17 protein-coding genes and 1 pseudogene are annotated in these 18,313 nt (G+C 67.0%); 3 read left to right on the forward strand and 15 right to left on the reverse strand.

The window, feature by feature from the left end; genetic code table 11:
• Positions 1–17: 17 nt before the first annotated feature.
• Positions 18–1,703, reverse strand: a complete 1,686-nt coding sequence (locus NTM_RS01405; RefSeq protein WP_163765211.1) for an HNH endonuclease signature motif containing protein — start codon at positions 1,701–1,703, stop codon at positions 18–20.
• Positions 1,704–1,918: 215 nt separating this feature from the next.
• On the opposite strand from NTM_RS01405, the gene NTM_RS01410 reads away from it, so the two are divergent.
• Positions 1,919–2,221 (forward strand): hypothetical protein, encoded by a 303-nt coding sequence (locus tag NTM_RS01410; RefSeq protein WP_163765212.1) that lies wholly within the window; start codon positions 1,919–1,921, stop codon positions 2,219–2,221.
• 57 nt (positions 2,222–2,278) lie between these two features.
• On the opposite strand, the gene NTM_RS01415 is transcribed toward NTM_RS01410, so the two are convergent.
• Together NTM_RS01415 and NTM_RS01420 are read right to left on the reverse strand one after the other, a co-directional pair.
• Complete coding sequence (locus NTM_RS01415; RefSeq protein ID WP_104862139.1) at positions 2,279–3,466, reverse strand: NAD(P)/FAD-dependent oxidoreductase; 1,188 nt, start codon at positions 3,464–3,466, stop codon at positions 2,279–2,281.
• Positions 3,467–3,522: 56 nt separating this feature from the next.
• Positions 3,523–3,969 carry an Rv2324 family transcriptional regulator gene (locus NTM_RS01420; protein WP_104862138.1) on the reverse strand — a complete coding sequence of 149 codons (447 nt, stop codon included), beginning with the start codon at positions 3,967–3,969 and terminating at the stop codon, positions 3,523–3,525.
• 120 nt (positions 3,970–4,089) lie between these two features.
• On the opposite strand from NTM_RS01420, the gene ddaH reads away from it, so the two are divergent.
• Positions 4,090–4,935 carry a dimethylargininase gene (ddaH, locus tag NTM_RS01425; RefSeq protein WP_435405116.1) on the forward strand — a complete coding sequence of 282 codons (846 nt, stop codon included), beginning with the start codon at positions 4,090–4,092 and terminating at the stop codon, positions 4,933–4,935.
• The gene (gene rocD / locus NTM_RS01430; protein WP_163765213.1) at positions 4,932–6,146 is read left to right on the forward strand and encodes an ornithine--oxo-acid transaminase; all 1,215 of its coding nucleotides are present in this window, start codon (positions 4,932–4,934) and stop codon (positions 6,144–6,146) included. Before ddaH ends, rocD begins: the two co-directional genes overlap by 4 nt.
• Here the strand turns inward: rocD and NTM_RS01435 are convergent.
• The 12 genes and pseudogenes from NTM_RS01435 to NTM_RS01490 all read right to left on the reverse strand — a co-directional run bounded on the left by NTM_RS01435 (position 6,143) and on the right by NTM_RS01490 (position 18,223).
• On the reverse strand, positions 6,143–6,994 hold the full coding sequence (locus tag NTM_RS01435; protein WP_163765214.1) for a mycofactocin-coupled SDR family oxidoreductase: 852 nt from the start codon (positions 6,992–6,994) through the stop codon (positions 6,143–6,145). The genes rocD and NTM_RS01435 overlap by 4 nt on opposite strands.
• 35 nt (positions 6,995–7,029) lie before the next feature.
• On the reverse strand, positions 7,030–8,268 hold the full coding sequence (gene arcA, locus NTM_RS01440) for an arginine deiminase (protein WP_163765215.1): 1,239 nt from the start codon (positions 8,266–8,268) through the stop codon (positions 7,030–7,032).
• Between the two features lie 21 nt (positions 8,269–8,289).
• Positions 8,290–9,732 (reverse strand): basic amino acid/polyamine antiporter, encoded by a 1,443-nt coding sequence (locus tag NTM_RS01445; protein WP_163765216.1) that lies wholly within the window; start codon positions 9,730–9,732, stop codon positions 8,290–8,292.
• Between the two features lie 251 nt (positions 9,733–9,983).
• Positions 9,984–10,781, reverse strand: a pseudogene (locus tag NTM_RS01450) (SHOCT domain-containing protein).
• Between the two features lie 25 nt (positions 10,782–10,806).
• Positions 10,807–11,601, reverse strand: coding sequence for a cutinase family protein (locus tag NTM_RS01455; protein WP_163769336.1), 795 nt, complete (start codon positions 11,599–11,601; stop codon positions 10,807–10,809).
• A gap of 219 nt (positions 11,602–11,820) precedes the next feature.
• Complete coding sequence (gene tuf, locus NTM_RS01460; RefSeq protein ID WP_011895899.1) at positions 11,821–13,011, reverse strand: elongation factor Tu; 1,191 nt, start codon at positions 13,009–13,011, stop codon at positions 11,821–11,823.
• A gap of 166 nt (positions 13,012–13,177) precedes the next feature.
• Positions 13,178–15,280: an elongation factor G gene (gene fusA / locus NTM_RS01465; RefSeq protein ID WP_104862133.1), complete on the reverse strand. Its 2,103-nt coding sequence runs from the start codon at positions 15,278–15,280 to the stop codon at positions 13,178–13,180.
• A gap of 76 nt (positions 15,281–15,356) precedes the next feature.
• Positions 15,357–15,827, reverse strand: coding sequence for a 30S ribosomal protein S7 (rpsG, locus tag NTM_RS01470; protein WP_011895901.1), 471 nt, complete (start codon positions 15,825–15,827; stop codon positions 15,357–15,359).
• Positions 15,827–16,201 carry a 30S ribosomal protein S12 gene (gene rpsL, locus NTM_RS01475; RefSeq protein WP_019514018.1) on the reverse strand — a complete coding sequence of 125 codons (375 nt, stop codon included), beginning with the start codon at positions 16,199–16,201 and terminating at the stop codon, positions 15,827–15,829. The genes rpsG and rpsL overlap by 1 nt, the downstream gene beginning before the upstream one ends.
• A 305-nt stretch (positions 16,202–16,506) precedes the next feature.
• A complete protein-coding gene (locus tag NTM_RS01480) occupies positions 16,507–17,082 on the reverse strand; it encodes a TetR/AcrR family transcriptional regulator (protein ID WP_104862132.1) in 576 nt (191 codons plus the stop codon).
• A 50-nt stretch (positions 17,083–17,132) separates the two neighbouring features.
• The gene (locus NTM_RS01485) at positions 17,133–17,669 is read right to left on the reverse strand and encodes a DUF3558 domain-containing protein (RefSeq protein ID WP_104862131.1); all 537 of its coding nucleotides are present in this window, start codon (positions 17,667–17,669) and stop codon (positions 17,133–17,135) included.
• 2 nt (positions 17,670–17,671) lie between these two features.
• Positions 17,672–18,223, reverse strand: coding sequence for a DUF3558 domain-containing protein (locus tag NTM_RS01490; protein WP_104862130.1), 552 nt, complete (start codon positions 18,221–18,223; stop codon positions 17,672–17,674).
• Positions 18,224–18,313 lie beyond the last annotated feature (90 nt).

Here is an 18,313-nt window from a genome sequence, read left to right on the forward strand (position 1 = left end):
GCCCGCCTGACCGCCCGTCAGAAGGGTGGTGGGTCGTTGCCGCGGGGTGTGTCGCCGTGGTGGTCGGCGTTGTGTTGGCGTTCGCGGGTGATGTAGGCGGTGCGGCTTTGTGCGCGCGTGCGGGTGCGGCGCGGCATCATCGCCTCGCGGTTGTCGCTCATCGGCACGTGGGGTGGGTCGCCGGTCCAGAGGGTGCCGGTGGGTGTGCACAGGGCGGGGAACAGCAGGCGGCTGCCGGGGTGGGTGGTGTAGGTGTGTCCGGTTGGTGAGGTCCACACGATGGTGCCGTCGGGGTGTTGGCGGTCTTTCCAGCCGCCGGGTCCGGTCCAGAACGTTTTGAGTAAGTGGTGGAAACGGCACAGTGTTTTGAGGTTTGAGGGGTGGGTGGGTCCGACCGGGTGGGGGACGGTGTGGTCGATGTCGGCGGTGGTGGCCGGTTTGTCGCAGCCGGGGAAGCGACACGTCAGATCGCGGCAGCGGACGAACTCGGCGAGCGCGGCTGAGGGGGTGTAGCGCGGCTCCGGCCCGGCCGCTCCGGGGTGGATGATCTCGCGGATCCTGGCGCTGTCGAGCATGGTGTCGAAAAACGGGGCAGGCAGAAACCCGGAGCCGAACAGGTAGCCCGACCGGCCGGGCAGCAGGACGGGGGCGCTGCGCCGCGGCGCGGGCGCGGGCGGGGAGGGCTGAGCGGGCGCGGTGCCGCCTTCGGTGTCCGGTGCCCCCTCGACCGGGGCAGCCTCCTCGAGCTGCTCCTCGTTAGTCGCGGCGTCGACAGCGTCGACGGGCTGCGGCTCGTCACCCTCGACGTCGACGGGCGGATCGTCGCGCAGTTCGGCGGGCGGCCGGTCGCCTTGAGCCGCCGCGGGTTGTTCGGCGTTCTTGGCCGTCTGGTCGGTGAGGGCGTAGACGATGACTTCGGGAACAGGGCGGGGGTTGACGGCGGCTTCACAGTCGGTGTTGCCGCAGCGACAGGCCAGGCTGGTGATCCCGTGCAACAGCGCCGCCCACGCGTCCTTGCGGCGCTGGTCGAGGGTGCGCGGGTCGGCGTCACAGACGCTGTAGGCCATCGCCGTCAAGGTGCGCCAGCCCGCGGCGGCGTCCCCGTCGAACACCCGCGACCAGATCGTGGTGAACCCCGGCGCGTCGGTGGGGGCGCCGAACTCCAGGGCCGGCCCGATCTCGGCATCCCGAGACTGGCGCACCGCGTCCGGGTCGTGGCGTTCGACGATCTCGTCGATCTTGGCTTGGGTGGCTTTCACCGACAACGGCCCCCACCCCGCCACCGACTCGGCCAACTCAGCATCGACGGCGGCGATCAGCGCCGCATCGGTGATCAGGTCGGTGCGGGTGATGATCGCGCGCACCAGCATCTCCCCGATCGTCCCGGCCAAAAACAACGCCCCCACCCGCGGCAGCCGATCCCGCAGCACGACGGCGCGGTAGGTCTGGTGCAGCGCCAACGCCTGGGTGATCCGATACGCCGCGGCGATCTCGGCGGTCACCGCGGCCTCCGGATCCACCCACCAGTACAGCCGCTCCTCCGGGGCGAGGTCGACCCGGCGGCCGAACAGTTCGGCCATCACCGCCAACTTGCGTGCGCACACCGCATTCTCGGCCCGGCTCGCTGCCCGGGCGGCGTCGATCAGGTCGGCATCCGAGAGCCCGGCAAGACTCTCGGGCTCGGCCACCGACACTTCGAACATGTGTGCGATATTACCGGCGCGGGATGACATTTCGGAGTGCGCAGACCGCAGCTGGGGACCAACGCGGATCTGGGGACAACCCCCCCCACAGCATCGGATTCTGCCACCCGCCGATCAATTCCTGCCACCGGAATTATCCGGCTGACCTGCGGGTTTAACAGGTCAGACACATCAAGATCGCAAGGTCGGGACCGACCTGAAAGAGGGAAGAAGAAATGACGAAGTTCAGCATCGCCGCCACCACCGCCGCCGCCCTGTCCGCCGCGTTCCTGGGCCTATCCGCCCCCGCGCTGGCCGCCCCATCCGGCACCGGCGACGCCCAATCCACCATCAGCCAACTCGAAGCCCAGGGCAACCGCGTCATCGTGCAGAAACTCTCCGACACACCCCTGGAAGACGCCAACATCGTCGGCGTCAACCGAGGACCCGCCATCCGCGGCACCGTCCAGGACAACTTCAACGACCGGCTCTACCAAAACACCGTCACCGGACACATCTACTACGTCAAAGTCCGTTGACCCCCCGGAACAAACAGGGCCACCTCCCACAAGGAGGTGGCCCTGTTTTCTGCAGTCTCAGCCGAGCAGATCCGAGATCGGCGCTTTGGCAGCGATTTTCGCGCGGGTCTTCATGACCTTGCCGGGGAATCCGCCGCCGACCACCGCGACGACCACGCCGTCGCGCTCGTAGTAGGCGAGGAACTTGCGTCCGTCGTCCTCGACGATGTGCACCGTGTCGGTGGCCTCCGGCTCGCCCAGCGCCTGGATCTTGACGTCGTACTGGTCGCTCCAGAAGTACGGAACCGACACCGCCGCAGGCGGTTCCTGTCCCAGCATGGTCGGCACCAGCACCCGCGCCTGGTCGGCGACGTTGCTCCAATGCTCAACGCGTACTTGACCTCCGACATGGTCGCGCCACGACGCGACGTCGCCGATCGCCCACACATGCGGCGCGCTGGCCCGTCCGGTCTCGTCGCACACCACACCGTTGTCGAGTTCGAGGCCGCTGCCCTCCAGCCATCCCGTGCCGGGATGCGAACCGATACCGACGATGACGACGTCGGTGTCGAGTTCGGTGCCGTCGCTCAATGTCACCTTGCGCACCCGGTCGTCACCGCTCACCTCGGAAACGCCGACGCCGCAACGGACGTCGACGCCCTCGGCACGATGCAACCGGGTGACGAGATCGCCGATCTGCTGCCCGAGGATCGATGCCAGCGGAGCGGGCTGCGGTTCCACGATGGTGACCTCGACGCCAAGCTTGCGCAGGCTCGCCGCGACCTCGCAGCCGATGAACCCGGCGCCGACCACCACAGCGCGCTTGGCGGCCTTCGCGTCCTGGCGCAGCGCGAGGCTCTCGTCGAAGTTACGGAGCACATGAATGCCCGGCAGGTCGGGGAACGACGGGATGCGTTTGGGCACCAGACCGGTGGCGATGACGAGTTCGTCGTAGGACAGCTCGGATCCGTCGGCCAACGTCAGGGTCCTGGCCTCGGTGTCGACCGACTTCGCGCCGTTGCCGAGCAGCACCGTGATGTTGTTCTCGGCATAGAACTCGGCCGGCTTGAGGGTGACGTCGTCGGTTTCGGCGCGCAGCACTTCCTTCGACAGCGGCGGCCGGTCATACGGCAGATGGTCCTCGTCGCTGACGATGGTGATCGCGCCGGAGTACTCGGCACGGCGCAACTGCTCGGCCGTCCGTGCGGCGGCCAGTCCACCGCCCACGATGACGACGCCGGGCCCGGGAACCTCTGATGTGGTCACGTGGGCTTTCTACACGATCCCGCACTGAGAGTGTGCGCCACCCCGCGGGTACGCGCTCAGCCCGGAGCGCGCTCGATGAGGTTCGACAGCACCACGATGCTCTCGCTGCGTTCGACGTCGGCGCTCGCCCTGATCCGCTCGAGCGCTTCCTCCAGGTGACGCATGTCGCGGGCGAGTACATGCAGCATCGCATCGGCGGTCCCCGTCACGGTCGCGGCGCTGACCACCTCGGGGATATCGCGCCAGGCGGCCCTGAGCTCCGCCGGAGCGATCGTGCCGTGACAGAAGACCTGCACGTACGCCTCCGTGGACCAGCCCAGCGCGTTGCGGTCGATGACCGTGGTGAACCCCCTGATCACACCGCTGTCGAGCATGCGGTCGACCCGCCTCTTCACCGCGGGTGCCGACAGGTTCACGATCAGCCCGATCTCGGCGAATGTGGCCCGCGCGTTGTCGGCCAGTTCCGCCAGGATCCGCTCGTCGGTCTCGTCCAGACGCTCCATACCCCGCCCCACGCAACAAAACGCCACAGAACACCTGATAGCGCAATAAACCTAGCGTAGACACGCATGAATCGTCGATTGATTGCGTGACGTGCCGTTCCTATCGTGGGTTTTATGACGATGGACATCGCCGCGACCGAACCACGGGCCGGCCTCGCCCCGGTCCGCACCGCCCGGCCCCGGCGTTACCTCATGACGGCACCGACGTTCTTCACCGTCGAATACGTCATCAACCCCTGGATGGACGCGTCCTCCCCCGTCGACACCGACCGCGCCGTCACCCAGTGGGAGGCGCTGCGGCAGACATACCTCGCCCTCGGCCACAGCGTCGAGGTCATCGACCCGATCCCGGGCCTGCCCGACATGGTCTACGCGGCCAACGGCGGGACCGTCGTCAACGGCCGGGCCGCGGTCGCCCGGTTCGCCCATGCCGAACGCGCGGGCGAGGCTGTCGCCTACGCCGACTGGATGCGGCGCAACGGCTACGAACCGTTCCAGACGCGGCACGTCAACGAAGGCCAGGGCGACTTCCTGACCGTCGGCGACATACTGCTGGCCGGGTACGGGTTCCGCACCGATCGGCGCGCCCACGACGAGGTCGCCGCGCACGTCGGGATGCCGGTGGCCGGCCTGCAGCTCGTGGACCCGCGGTTCTACCACCTTGACACCGCGCTCGCCGTGCTCGACGACGCGACCGTCGCCTACTACCCGCCGGCGTTCTCGGAGGAATCCCGGGCGGCGCTCGCGCGGATGTTCCCCGATGCGATCCAGGTCGCCAGCGCCGACGCGTACGTCCTCGGCCTCAACGTCGTCTCGGACGGCCTCAACGTGGTGTTGCCCGCCGCGGCGAGCGGCTTCGCCGAAGAACTGACGCGCGCGGGCTTCCGGCCGGTCGGGGTCGACCTCTCCGAACTGCTCAAAGGTGGCGGTTCGGTGAAATGTTGCACGCTGGAGGTGTTCGGATGACAGCAATGCACACGATGACCGACGCACTGATCGCCAGCGAGAACCGGCACGTCGCGCACAACTACGCGCCGTTGCCCGTCGTCGCCGCCGGTGCCGAGGGCGCGTGGATCACCGATGTCGAGGGCCGGCGCTATCTCGACTGCCTCGCCGCATACTCCGCGGTCAACTTCGGGCACCGCCACCCGGAGATCATCGCGACCGCACACGCTCAGCTCGATGCGGTGACGCTGGTCAGCCGCGCGTTCCATTCCGATCAGCTCGCACCGTTCTGCGAGGCGCTCGCCGGGCTGTGCGGCAAGGACATGGTGCTGCCGATGAACTCCGGCGCCGAGGCCGTGGAGAGCGGGATCAAGGTCGCCCGGAAGTGGGGCGCCGACGTCAAGGGCGTCCGCGGCGCGCGTATCCCCAACATCGTCGTGGCGCACAACAACTTCCACGGCCGCACCACCACGATCATCAGCTTCTCCGACGACGACACCGCGCGCCGCGGGTTCGGCCCCTACACGCCCGGATTCCGGTCCGTACCGTTCGGGGACGCCGATGCGCTGGCGCGTGCGATCGACGACGACACCGTCGCCGTTCTGCTGGAACCGATCCAGGGTGAGGCCGGCATCATCGTGCCGCCCGACGACTACCTGCCGCGGGTCCGAGCGCTGTGCACCGAACGCAATGTGCTGATGATCGCCGACGAGATCCAGTCCGGTCTGGCCCGCACCGGTCGGACCTTCGCGTGTGACCACTGGGGCGTGGTGCCCGACGTCTACCTGCTGGGCAAGGCGCTCGGCGGCGGCGTGGTACCGGTCTCGGCGGTGGTCGCCGACCGAGACGTCCTCGGAGTGTTGCATCCCGGCGAGCACGGCTCGACGTTCGGCGGCAATCCCTTGGCCGCCGCGATCGGGCGCACCGTCGTCGCAATCCTGGAGCGCGGCGAATTCCAGAGGCGCTCAGCCGAACTCGGTTCGCACCTGCATGCCAGGCTGACCGCTCTGATCGGCCGTGGTGTGCTCGCGGTGCGCGGCAGAGGCCTGTGGGCCGGCGTAGACGTCGACCCCGCGCTGGGCACCGGCAAGCAGGTCGGCCTGCGACTGGCCGAGCGCGGCGTGCTCGTCAAGGACACCCACGGATCGACGTTGCGGTTCGCACCGCCACTGGTGATCACCGCCGACGAGATCGACTGGGCCGTCGACCGATTCGCCGAGGTATTGAGCTAGTACTTCATGGTGCCGCGGTCCACGGCGATCTGGGAGCCCGAGATCGTCATCGACGAATCCCCGGCCAGCCAGGCCACCACGTCGGCGACCTCCTCGACCGTCATGAACTCCTGAAGCCCCGGCTTCCCGTCGCGGGCAACGGGTTTGAACGGCATCGGCGCGAAGCTGTGCAGGAACGTCGGATACTTCGAGAAGATCTCCATCATCGCGTCCTTCTCGATCATCGGGGTGTCGATCGAGTACGGGTGAATGGAGTTGACGCGGATCCCGTACTCGCCGGCCTCCAGCGCCAGCGCGTTGGTCAGCGCGACCAGGCCGTGCTTGGACGCCGCGTAATGCGCGTTGCCCGGGGTGGCCTTCAGGCCGGCCGAGGAGCTGACGATGATGATCGAGCCGCCGTTGCCCGCTTCGATCATCGCGGGCACCGCGGCGCGGATGGTGCGCCAGGTGCCGTTGAGGTTGACGTCGACGACGGTGTCCCACTGCTCTTCGGACATCTCCCAGATGCGGCCCCAGCTCAGCACCCCGGCATTGGCGACGACGACGTCGAGGCGGCCGAACTGCTCGACGCCGTCGGCGACCACCTGTTGCTGGGCGGCCAGGTCGCGGATGTCGACCTCGCGGGCCAGCACCTTGCGGCCCGTCGCCTCGACCAGGCGCACCGTCTCGGCCAGATCCTCCGAGGTCGGCATCGGGTAGGTGATCGAATCCGAGACCGGTTTGCAGACGTCGATCGCGATGATGTCGGCGCCGTCGCCGGCCAGCCGGACCGCGTGCGCGCGGCCCTGCCCGCGCGCGGCGCCGGTAACCAGCGCGACGCGACCTTCCAGGGGTGCACCTGATGTCATGGCGATCAGGCTAACAGCCGAAACTAGAACGCGTTCTAGGGATCGCGGATCAGCGGGCAGGTCATGCAATGCCCGCCGCCGCGGCCACGGCCGAGTTCGGCGCCGACGATGGTGATGACCTCGATACCGGCTTTACGCAGCAGCGAGTTGGTGTGGGTGTTGCGGTCGTAGGCGAACACCACCCCGGGCTCCACCGCGACGAGATTGTTGCCGCTGTCCCACTGCTGACGCTCCGAGTCATACCGGGTGCCACCCGTCTCGACCACCCGCAATTCCGGGAGCCCCAGCGCGGAGGCCACCACCTCCAGGAACGGTTTGGTGTCCTCGACGACCTCGACCCCGGTCGCGGTGTCGGCAGGTCGCAGCGTGAAAGGCACGATGCTGTCCACGATCTGGGGATACACGGTGACGACGTCGCGGTCGGCGAAGGTGAAGACGGTGTCCAGGTGCATCGCCGAGCGCAGCTTCGGCATCCCTGCGACGATCACCTGCTCGGCCGCCTCGTTCGCGAACAGCGCGGCGGCCACCTGCGTGATGGCCTGCCGCGACGTCCGCTCGCTCATCCCGATCAGCACCACCCCGTTGCCGGGCACCAGCACGTCCCCGCCCTCGAACGTCGCCAGCCCGGTCGAACGCTCCGGGTCGCCCCACCACACGGCCGACCCGACGAAGTCCGGATGGAACTCGTAGATAGCCTTCATCAACAGCGTCTCGTCATGTCTGGCCGGCCAGAACAGCGGGTTCAAGGTGACCCCGCCGTAGATCCAGCAGGTGGTGTCGCGGGTGTAGAGCGTGTTCGGCAGCGGCGGCATCAGGTACTCGGTGACCCCGTTGTCCTCCCGCGCGAGGGCCCGGTAACCGCCGCCGAGGTCGGCAGGCAGGTCACGAATCGACATCCCGCCGATCAGCAGCTCGGCGAGCCGGCGCGGCGTCAGCGAGTCCAGAAAGCCACGGGTGTCCTCGACCAGACCCGGGCCCACCTCGTCGGGGACGATCTTGCGGTCCATCAACCACGTTCTGGCATCCGGGATCTCCATCGTCTCGGTGAGCAGGTCGTGCAGCTCCACGACCTCCACGTCGCGGTCGCGCATCTTGTCGACGAAGTCGAAGTGGTCGCGACGAGCGTTCTGCACCCACAGCACGTCGTCGAACAGCAGGTCGTCACAGTTGGTCGGGGTGAGCCGCTCGTGCGCCAGACCGGGCGAGCACACCAGCACCTTGCGCAGCTTGCCGACCTCGGAGTGCACACCGTACGCGCCGGAGGGCTTGGTCATGTCGTATACCTTTCCGCTGGACTAGATTTCGATGGCGCCGGTGGTCAACCCGACGATGCCGGCTACGGCGCCGGCCATGATCAGGCCGCACAGCACGGCTTCGGCGGGCGTGAACACCCGCAGACCCCGCTCCCGGCGCGCGATCACGTACAGCACCGCACCGGGCGCGTAGAGGATGCAGGACAGCATCAGGTGGTCCAGCCCCGCGGCATAGACCAGGAAGAGCGTGTAGACCGTGGCGACCGCGGAGATCACCATGTCCGGTATGAGAGATCTTCTGTCGCCGTAGGTTTCGCGGGTCACGGTGAGCTTGAGCGCGTACCCGGCGGCCAGCAGGTACGGGATCAGCGCCAGCGCGGCAGTCAGGTCCAGCATGAAGTCCAGCGCGTTCGACGCGAACAGCAGCACGATCAGCAGCAGCTGCACCAGGCCGCCGGCCATGATCAGCGCGGTGACAGGAGCCCCGTTGGCGTTCTCCCGGGCCAGGAACTTGGGCATGTCGTCGGCCTTGGCGGGAATGTAGAGGATCTCGGCGGCCATCAGCGTCCACGCCAGGTACGCGCCCAGCACCGACAGGATCACACCCAACCGGATGAACACCGACCCCCACTCGCCGACAACGGATTCCAGCACAGATGCCATCGACGGCTGGTCCACCTCGGCGAGCTCGGACTGCGGCATCACACCGTAGGAGGACATCGTGACGAGCATGAAGACCGCCAGCACGGACAGGAAGCCGATCACCGTCGCGCGTCCGACGTCCTCGCGTTTACGCGCGAAGCGGGAGTAGACGCTGGCGCCCTCGATGCCGAGGAACACGAAGACGGTGATCAGCATCGTGCCCTTGGCCTGCTCGAACAACGACGTCCAGGAGTAGACCCCGTCGCCGCCCCAGAAGTTCCCGGTGAAGACGTCGGCTTGAAACGAGATGAGTGCGATGACGATGAACACCAGGATCGGAATGACCTTGGCGAAGGTCGCGATCCGGTTGATGACCGCAGCCTCCTTGACCCCGCGCAGAATCAGGTAGAAGAACAGCCACACCCCGACCGAGGACGCGATGACGGCGTACACCGTGTCCCCGGCGCCGAGCGCCGGGAACAGCGCACTCGTCGTCGCCATGATGAGCACCCAGTACGAGGTGTTCCCCGCACACGCCGACGCCCAGAACCCGAACGCGGAGTTGAACCCGACATAGTCACCGAAACCGGCCCTGGCATACGCGTAGATGCCGGCGTCCAGATCCGGTTTGCGGGTGGCCAGCCGCTGGAAGACGAAGGCCAGCATCAGCATTCCCACACCGGCGATGGTCCAGGCGATCAGTGCGCCCGCGACACCGGCCTCAGTTCCGAACCGGCGCGGCAGCAAGAACACCCCCGAGCCGATCATCGACCCGATGACCATGGCGGTCAGTGTCGGCAGGCTGACCTTCTGGTCCCTGGTGGCGGTGTCGGTAGCGGTCATGACGACTCCCTGGCGGCGGAATCGGCGGGCACGATCCGGAGTCCGGTGAACCCGTAGAGGACACTGAGCGCCGGACTCGCGGTCCGGCGCTCAAGAAGAACCAGAGGCAGTAGGGAATCGCCAATCGTTGGTCGGCGAATGACGCCGGCCGGAGAAATCTCCGTCACCGTCCGTCCCCTTCCGGTACCAGACCGGAGCGTACGAAAGGGAACGTACAAAGATCAACTGGCAGACGCTGCCTTTTCGCCGGATCAGAGGTCGGCGATGATCTCCTGGCGTTTGGCGGCGTACTCGGCGTCGGTGATCGCACCGGTGGCGTGCAGGGTTTCCAGCTGCTGAAGGCGTTGCGCGGCGGTGGGTTCGGCCGCGGGCGCCGCCGGCGGAACCTGCACGGCGGCGCGCCGGACGACGGCCTGGACCTGCTGGCGGGCGGCCGGGTTGGAGCGCAGGTCGATCGTGCTGTCGAAGCCGATGCCGTGGGACTTCAGCACCTGCAGAATCTCCATCAGCGGCTCGGTCTGTCCGGTCAGATCGTAGGTTCGGTCGTCCTCACCGATGGTGAAGCTGGCGGGCATCATTCCGCTCACCAAAGCGCTTCTCTGCCAGTCGATCTGATAGTCATTGGTGACCGGGTCGACGAGGGCGACCAGCTTCCGGCTGGTGATCATCGGCAGCCTGGACACCGACGCGACCACCTGATCCTGTGTCGCGAACGGCGTGATCCCGGGTCCCGACACCTACAGGTCCAGCTTCACCAACGGCTGATCGTTGATCCTGGTGTTGGTCTCGTGGATGCCGACCACCTGCGCCAGCGCCAGCACGCCGGTGGCCTCCAGCGCCTGCTTCTTGGCCGCCGAGCGGGCACCGAAGCCCGTGATCGCCAGCGCGATCAGGACGTCGGCCGCGGTGATCAGCAGACCCGTCCAGAACATCCACTTCATCGTCGGGTCGGCGCCCAGCGCGAAGTAGGCGACCAGGAAGATCGGACCGACGATGCCGCACAGTAGCACGAACAGCTGCGTCTTCACATAGCGCCAGAAGGTGGCCATGCGGTGATTATCGCCGACAGGCGGCCTACGGACCGGCGGTTACCTGCAGAGGAAGCGCGACCGGCGCGGGCGCGGAACGCTGCGTGACGAGCTGATACAGCGGCGGGGTCCACGGATCCATCGCCGCGACCTTGCGGGCGTAGCTGGTGTGCACGGCCACCGCGGCCGGGTTCATCTCGTCCTCGGCGTCCGGGTCGTAGTCGCAGACCGCGTCACCGATGTTGCAGACGCTGATCGTGCGGACACCCATCGTCACCGGCAGTGGCGCGGGCGCGTGCGCGAGGATCGGCCAGTCCTGGGCGACGCCCTTGCCCGCACCCGGCACGTTGACGACCGAACCGATGTTGATGGTCGGGTCCTGCGGCAACCGGTCGCCGTCGGCGATCAGCAGCGCCGCGGCGAGATTGGGGCTGGGGTCGAGCGCGTGCAGGTTGCGATGGACGACCATCGCGCCCTGCGAATAGCCGGCGAGCACGACCTGCGAGGTCGGGCACTGCGCGACGAACGCCTGATACTGCTGACCCAGCGCTGTGGCACCGGTGTCGACGCTGCCCATGAAGCCGGCCCAGTCCAGGATTCCGCCGTCTTCGGGGACCTCGACGGCCGGGTAGTTCACCGCCTCGGCGGTGATGGTGCGCCCGCTCTGCTGGATCAGCGCGGCGAAGTCGCGATAGGACTTGGCAACCACACGGCCCATCCCGCCGTCCGCGGCTGACGCGGCCGTCCGCTCGCCGGAACCGGCGGCACCGATCCAGTGCACGTCCGGGCAGCCGGGCTGCACAGGCTGCGCCGTCGCGACCCCGGCCGACAGGCCGAGCATGGCCACGCCGCCCGTCAGAACCGACGCCGCGAGCGCGGCCGCGCCCTTCACAATGCCACTGGTGATGCTTCTCAAAACGTGAACCTTTACTTCCCGGCCGACCCCTCGACAGCCGTCGCCAGGTACATCGCGGCCCTCCCGGAGGTCGTTACAGGGCCGCAAAACGAAAGTGGCGCCCACCCTTTCGGGTGAGCGCCACTTCGTAGCGTTGAACCTAGATCACTTGATGATCTTGGTGACGCGGCCGGCGCCGACGGTACGGCCACCCTCGCGGATCGCGAAGCGCAGGCCCTCGTCCATGGCGACGGGCTGGATCAGCTTGACGGCGATGTCGGTGTTGTCACCGGGCATCACCATCTCGGTGCCCTCGGGGAGGGTCACCACGCCGGTCACGTCCGTGGTACGGAAGTAGAACTGCGGACGGTAGTTGTTGAAGAACGGCGTGTGGCGGCCACCCTCGTCCTTGGACAGGATGTAGACGCTGCCCTCGAACTCGGTGTGCGGCGTGGTGGTGCCGGGCTTGACCACAACCTGGCCACGCTCGACGTCCTCACGCTTGATGCCACGAACCAGCAGACCGACGTTGTCGCCCGCCTGGCCCTGATCGAGCAGCTTGCGGAACATCTCGACACCGGTGACCGTGGTCTTGGTGACGGTCGGACGGATGCCGACGATCTCGACTTCCTCGTTCACGTTGATCACGCCACGCTCGACGCGACCGGTGACCACGGTGCCGCGGCCGGTGATCGTGAAGACGTCCTCGACGGGCATCAGGAACGGCTTGTCGGTCTCGCGGACCGGGTCCGGGATGGACTCGTCCACCGCGGCCATGAGCTCCTGGACCGACTTGACCCACTTCTCGTCACCCTCGAGCGCCTTCAGGGCCGAAACCTTGACGACCGGGGCGTCCTCGTCGAAGTCCTGGGCGGCCAGCAGTTCGCGGACCTCCATCTCGACGAGCTCGATGAGCTCTTCGTCGTCGACCATGTCGGCCTTGTTCAGCGCGACCAGGATGTAGGGCACGCCGACCTGGCGGGCCAGCAGCACGTGCTCGCGGGTCTGCGGCATCGGGCCGTCGGTGGCGGCGACCACGAGGATTGCGCCGTCCATCTGCGCGGCACCGGTGATCATGTTCTTGATGTAGTCAGCGTGACCGGGGGCGTCGACGTGCGCGTAGTGACGCTTCTCGGTCTGGTACTCCACGTGGGAGATGTTGATCGTGATACCGCGCTGACGCTCCTCGGGCGCATTGTCGATCTGGTCGAATGCGCGCGACTCGTTCAAATCGGGGTACTGGTCATGCAGCACCTTGGTGATCGCTGCAGTGAGAGTGGTCTTGCCGTGGTCAACGTGACCGATGGTCCCGATGTTGACGTGCGGCTTCGTCCGCTCGAACTTCGCCTTCGCCACTTCTGTGTCCTCCTGGACTTGTTGGTGCTTTTACTTAAGCAGGTGTGTTGATGTGTTCAGTTGTGCAGTCTGCGAACTTACCGGTTACTGACCCGTCGCCTTCGCGTCGCTCGTTGCTCGGCTCCGGCTCAGTGGCGCGCCTCGGCCGCAAGCGGCCTTCGATGCTCTACTGACCCGTCGCCTTCGCGATGATCTCCTTCGACACGTTCGCCGGAACTTCGGCGTACGAGTCGAACACCATGGAGTAGTTGGCCCGGCCCTGGGTCTTCGACCGAAGGTCTCCGACGTAGCCGAACATCTCCGACAGCGGAACCTGCGCCTTGACGACACGGGCACCACTGCGCTCCTCCATGGCCTGGATCTGACCACGGCGGGAGTTCAGGTCGCCGATCACGTCACCCATGTAGTCCTCAGGGGTGGTGACCTCGACGGCCATGATGGGCTCCAGGATCACCGGCTGGGCGGCCTGAGCGGCCTTCTTCAGCACCTGGGAGCCGGCCACCTTGAACGCCATTTCCGACGAGTCGACCTCGTGGAAGGCGCCGTCGAGCAGGGTGACCTTGAGGTTCACCAGCGGGTAGCCCGCCAGCACGCCGTACTGCATCGCGTCCTGGCAGCCCGCATCCACCGACGGGATGTACTCGCGCGGGATGCGGCCACCGGTGACCTTGTTCTCGAACTCGTAGGTCGCACCGTCCTCGCCGATGAACGGCTCGAGGTCGATGAGCACCTTCGCGAACTGGCCGGAGCCACCCGTCTGCTTCTTGTGGGTGAACTCGACCTTCTCGACCTTGCGCTTGATGGTCTCGCGGTAGGCGACCTGCGGCTTACCGACGTTGGCCTCGACCTTGAACTCGCGGCGCATGCGGTCGACCAGGATGTCCAGGTGGAGCTCGCCCATGCCGCCGATGACGGTCTGGCCGGTCTCCTGGTCCAGGTGCACCTTGAAGGTCGGGTCTTCTTCGGCGAGCTTCTGGATCGCGGTGCCCAGCTTCTCCTGGTCACTCTTGGTCTTGGGCTCGATGGCGACCTCGATGACCGGATCCGGGAACGTCATCGACTCGAGGACGATCTGATCGTTGGCATCGGAGAGGGTGTCACCGGTCGTGGTGTCCTTCAGACCGATCACGGCGTAGATGTGGCCGGCCGACGCACGCTCGACAGGGTTCTCCTTGTTGGCGTGCATCTGGAACAGCTTGCCCAGGCGCTCCTTCTTGCCCTTGGTCGAGTTCACGACCTGCGAGCCGGACTCCACGGTGCCCGAGTACACGCGCACGTAGGTCAGCTTGCCGAAGAACGGGTGCACCGCGATCTTGAACGCCAGCGCCGAGAAAGGCTCGTCGGTCGACGGCTTGCGGGTGATGATCTCGTCTTCTTTGTTGGGCACATGACCCTGCACGGACTCGACGTCCAGCGGCGACGGCAGGTAGTCGATGACCGCGTCGAGCATGGGCTGCACGCCCTTGTTCTTGAACGCGCTGCCACACAGCACCGGGTACAGCTCGCTGGCCACGGTCAGCTTGCGGATCGCGCCCTTGATCTCGTCGATGGAGAGTTCCTCGCCACCGAAGTACTTCTCGAGCAGCGCCTCGTCGGTCTCGGCGACGGTCTCGATGAGCTTGGTGCGGTACTCCTCGGCCTTCTCGGCGAGGTCGGCCGGAATCTCCTCGACCTCGTACTTCTCACCGAGGGCGGTCTCACCGCGCCACACCTTGGCCTTCATCTCGACCAGGTCGATGATGCCGATGAAGTCGTTCTCGGCGCCGATCGGCAGCTGGATGACCAGCGGCCGGGCACCGAGGCGCTCCTCGATGGTGCGAACGGTGAAGTAGAAGTCCGCACCGAGCTTGTCCATCTTGTTGACGAAGCAGATGCGCGGCACGTCGTACTTGTCGGCCTGGCGCCAGACCTGCTCCGACTGCGGCTCCACGCCCTCTTTGCCGTCGAACACGGCTACGGCGCCATCGAGAACTCGCAGCGAGCGCTCCACCTCGACGGTGAAGTCGACGTGCCCCGGGGTGTCGATGATGTTGATCTGGTTCTGGTTCCAGAAGCAGGTCACCGCAGCCGAGGTGATCGTGATACCCCGCTCCTGCTCCTGCTCCATCCAGTCCGTCGTGGAGGCACCGTCGTGCGTCTCACCGATCTTGTAGTTCACACCGGTGTAGTAGAGGATGCGCTCGGTCGTCGTCGTCTTGCCGGCATCGATGTGCGCCATGATGCCGATGTTGCGGACCTTGCTCAGGTCGGTAAGCACGTCCTGTGCCACGGCTAGTTTCCCACTCTTTCGCTTGCTTGGTTGGTTTGTTCGGACGCCGGCGCAGCTACGTCACCGGCGTCTTTGATCACCAGCGGTAGTGCGCGAAGGCGCGGTTCGCCTCGGCCATCTTGTGGGTGTCTTCGCGCCGCTTGACGGCGGCACCGAGACCGTTGCTCGCATCGAGGATCTCGTTCGCGAGGCGCTCGATCATCGTCTTCTCACGACGGGCCTTCGAGAAGCTGACCAGCCAGCGCAGCGCCAGGGTCACCGAACGGTCCGGACGGACCTCGACGGGAACCTGGTAGGTCGCGCCACCCACACGGCGGCTACGCACCTCGAGCGACGGCTTGACGTTGTCCATGGCCCGCTTGAGGGTGACCACCGGATCGGTGCCCGTCTTCTCGCGAGCCTGCTCGAGCGCGCCATAAACAATGCGCTCGGCCAACGATTTCTTCCCGTCAAGCAGAACTTTGTTGACCAACTGGGTGACCAGCTGCGACCCGTAGACCGGATCGTTGACCAACGGACGCTTGGGCGCGGGTCCCTTGCGCGGCATCAGCTCTTCTCCTTCTTCGCGCCGTAACGGCTGCGGGCTTGCTTACGGTTCTTGACGCCCTGGGTATCCAGAGACCCGCGGATGATCTTGTAGCGCACACCGGGGAGGTCCTTCACACGACCACCGCGCACCAGCACCATCGAGTGCTCCTGCAGGTTGTGACCCTCACCCGGGATGTAGGCGGTGACCTCGACCGCGCTGGTCAGGCGCACGCGCGCGACCTTACGAAGCGCCGAGTTCGGCTTCTTCGGGGTCGTGGTGTACACGCGAGTGCACACGCCGCGACGCTGCGGGCTGCCCTTGAGGGCCGCCGTCTTCACCTTGGCGACCTTGTCGCGGCGACCCTTGCGGACCAGCTGGTTGATGGTTGGCATGTACCGGCTTTCTGTGTTCCTCGTCAGTCTGTCGACTGTGGTGCTACTTGCTTCTTAAGTTCTCTGTACTGCTGTTATGCCCGCGGCGGTTCCCCCGCGTCCGGGCGTGTCGCACGCGGCCGCCGCGGTTTCTCGGATAATTTCCAAGGCACCCCACGAGGGCGGGACATGCGAATCAGCCCGGCGTGCAGGCATGCTGATGCCCCGCGAAGGACACAAGCGCCCTATTTGCCAGGCACGATCGTCCACAATACCAGGGCCGCATACCTCAACAAAACCCGCTGACCTGCGGATCCCCGAAAAGTTCAGCGCGAGCGCATGCCAGTGGCAAGTCGCATGACCATATCGGAGAACACCGCGTCGGTGTCGATGCCTGCCATCGCGCCCGTCATCTCCAGCAGGACGAATCCGTGCATGGCCGACCAGAACTCCAGTGCGGCGTAGAAGCCGGCCTCGTCGTCGAGGCCGTAACTGGCCAGCACGGAGATGATCGGCGCGGCCGCCGCCCTGGTCGCCTCGGTGAACTCGGGGTCGTCGCCGCCCAGCGGCATCCGGGTGAACGCGGAGTACCGGCCGGGGTGGTGATGGGCGTAGCTGCGATAGGCGCCGGCCATGACCATCACCGCGTCGTCGGGGCTGCGGCCCTGCCCGACCGTGTTGAGCATGTCGATGATGTCGCCGACGACGCGCATACGCACCGTGCGGCGCAGGTCGTCGAGGCTGTGCACGTGGTTGTAGAGCGACGGGCCCTTGGTGCCGAGCTGGTTGGCCAGCGCGTTGATCGTCAGCGCGTCCCAGCCTTCCCGGTCGAGGAACGTCAGCGCGGCGTTGACGATGGAGTCACGGCTCAGCTTCGCCGTGCGCGGCGGCCGAGCTGCCATGTATCCACCCCCCGATCAACGGTGACCCGGTGGCGGGTCAGCGAGTGACTCTAGTTCACGCGGTCCTGGCTGAGCCGTGCCAGCTGTTCGATCATCGGGCACAGGTCGGGCATCGTCTCGGAGTTCATGGTCTGCACCGACCAGGTGATCACGTCCCCGCCCTTGGCGACATAGATGCTGCACGCGGTGTCGTCGTAGGCCTTGAAGCCCTGGTTGTCGTCCATCGACAACTCGACGAGCGTCCGGCCGGCGAGCTCCTCGAGGCCGCGCTCGGTGGCCATGTCGCTGCCGCGGTACCACCACGTGGAGATGCCCATCCCGGCGCCGAAGTCGTCGATCATGGTGTCCTCCTGCCAGAAGCAGCCGGCGTCGCTGACCACCGCGGGCCGGTAGAGCCCCGGCCCGGCGACATCGGTGATGTCGGCGTCGGTGACCCCGTTGCAGTCCGCGCTCCGGAAGCCCTCCCCCGTGGCGGCCGGCCCGGGTGTCGCCGACTCCTCGCCGGTCTCGCCCTCGTCGGAGCACCCGCCGAGCAGCACACCGAAGGCCAGCGCCGCGGCGAGGCGGGCGGTGAATCTCGCGGGCATCTCTACAGATCCGAGCGCAACGTGGCCGCGAGGAGTTTCTGGGCTTCGGCACACGGGTCTCCGGCCGCCTGGCCGCGGTATTGCACCCACCAACTCAGCACGCCGGTGCCTGCCGCGGCGCTGGCCGAGCAGGCCGCTCCGGTGACGTCGCGGCGGGCCAGGAACGCCGGGTGGCGCTCGACGACGATGTCGGTGACGACGGCGCCGCGGGCGACGGCGACGTCGCGTTCGCGGTCCAGCGCGCCCATGTCGAACCAGGAGTAGACGACGTCGACGGTCGCGGCCGGGGATTTCCGGGACAGCACGTACTGGCAGACCGCTCCGCTGTAGGGCCGCGTCACCGACTCGGCGCCGAGCAGTTCCTGGACGGTGGTGTTCTCCAGCAGCCCGCACCGGTCGTCCACGTAGCCGTAGCTGCGGTCCGGATCGGGGACACCGGCATCGGCCCGCTGCGCGGTCCCGGAGACGGTCTGCGCGCAGCCGGCAGCGGTCGCCGTCACCATGACCGCCACCATCAGGATCCGCATGCGATCCCGTACCACACGTTGACGCATCGACGCTCACGGTACTCGTCCGCGTGATCCCCGACAGCGCGAGCGAGCGACGTCGTAGGCTTCCGGTGTGACTGCTACCGCTGCGAGACG

Source organism: Mycolicibacterium parafortuitum (assembly GCF_010725485.1).
GTDB lineage: Bacteria > Actinomycetota > Actinomycetes > Mycobacteriales > Mycobacteriaceae > Mycobacterium.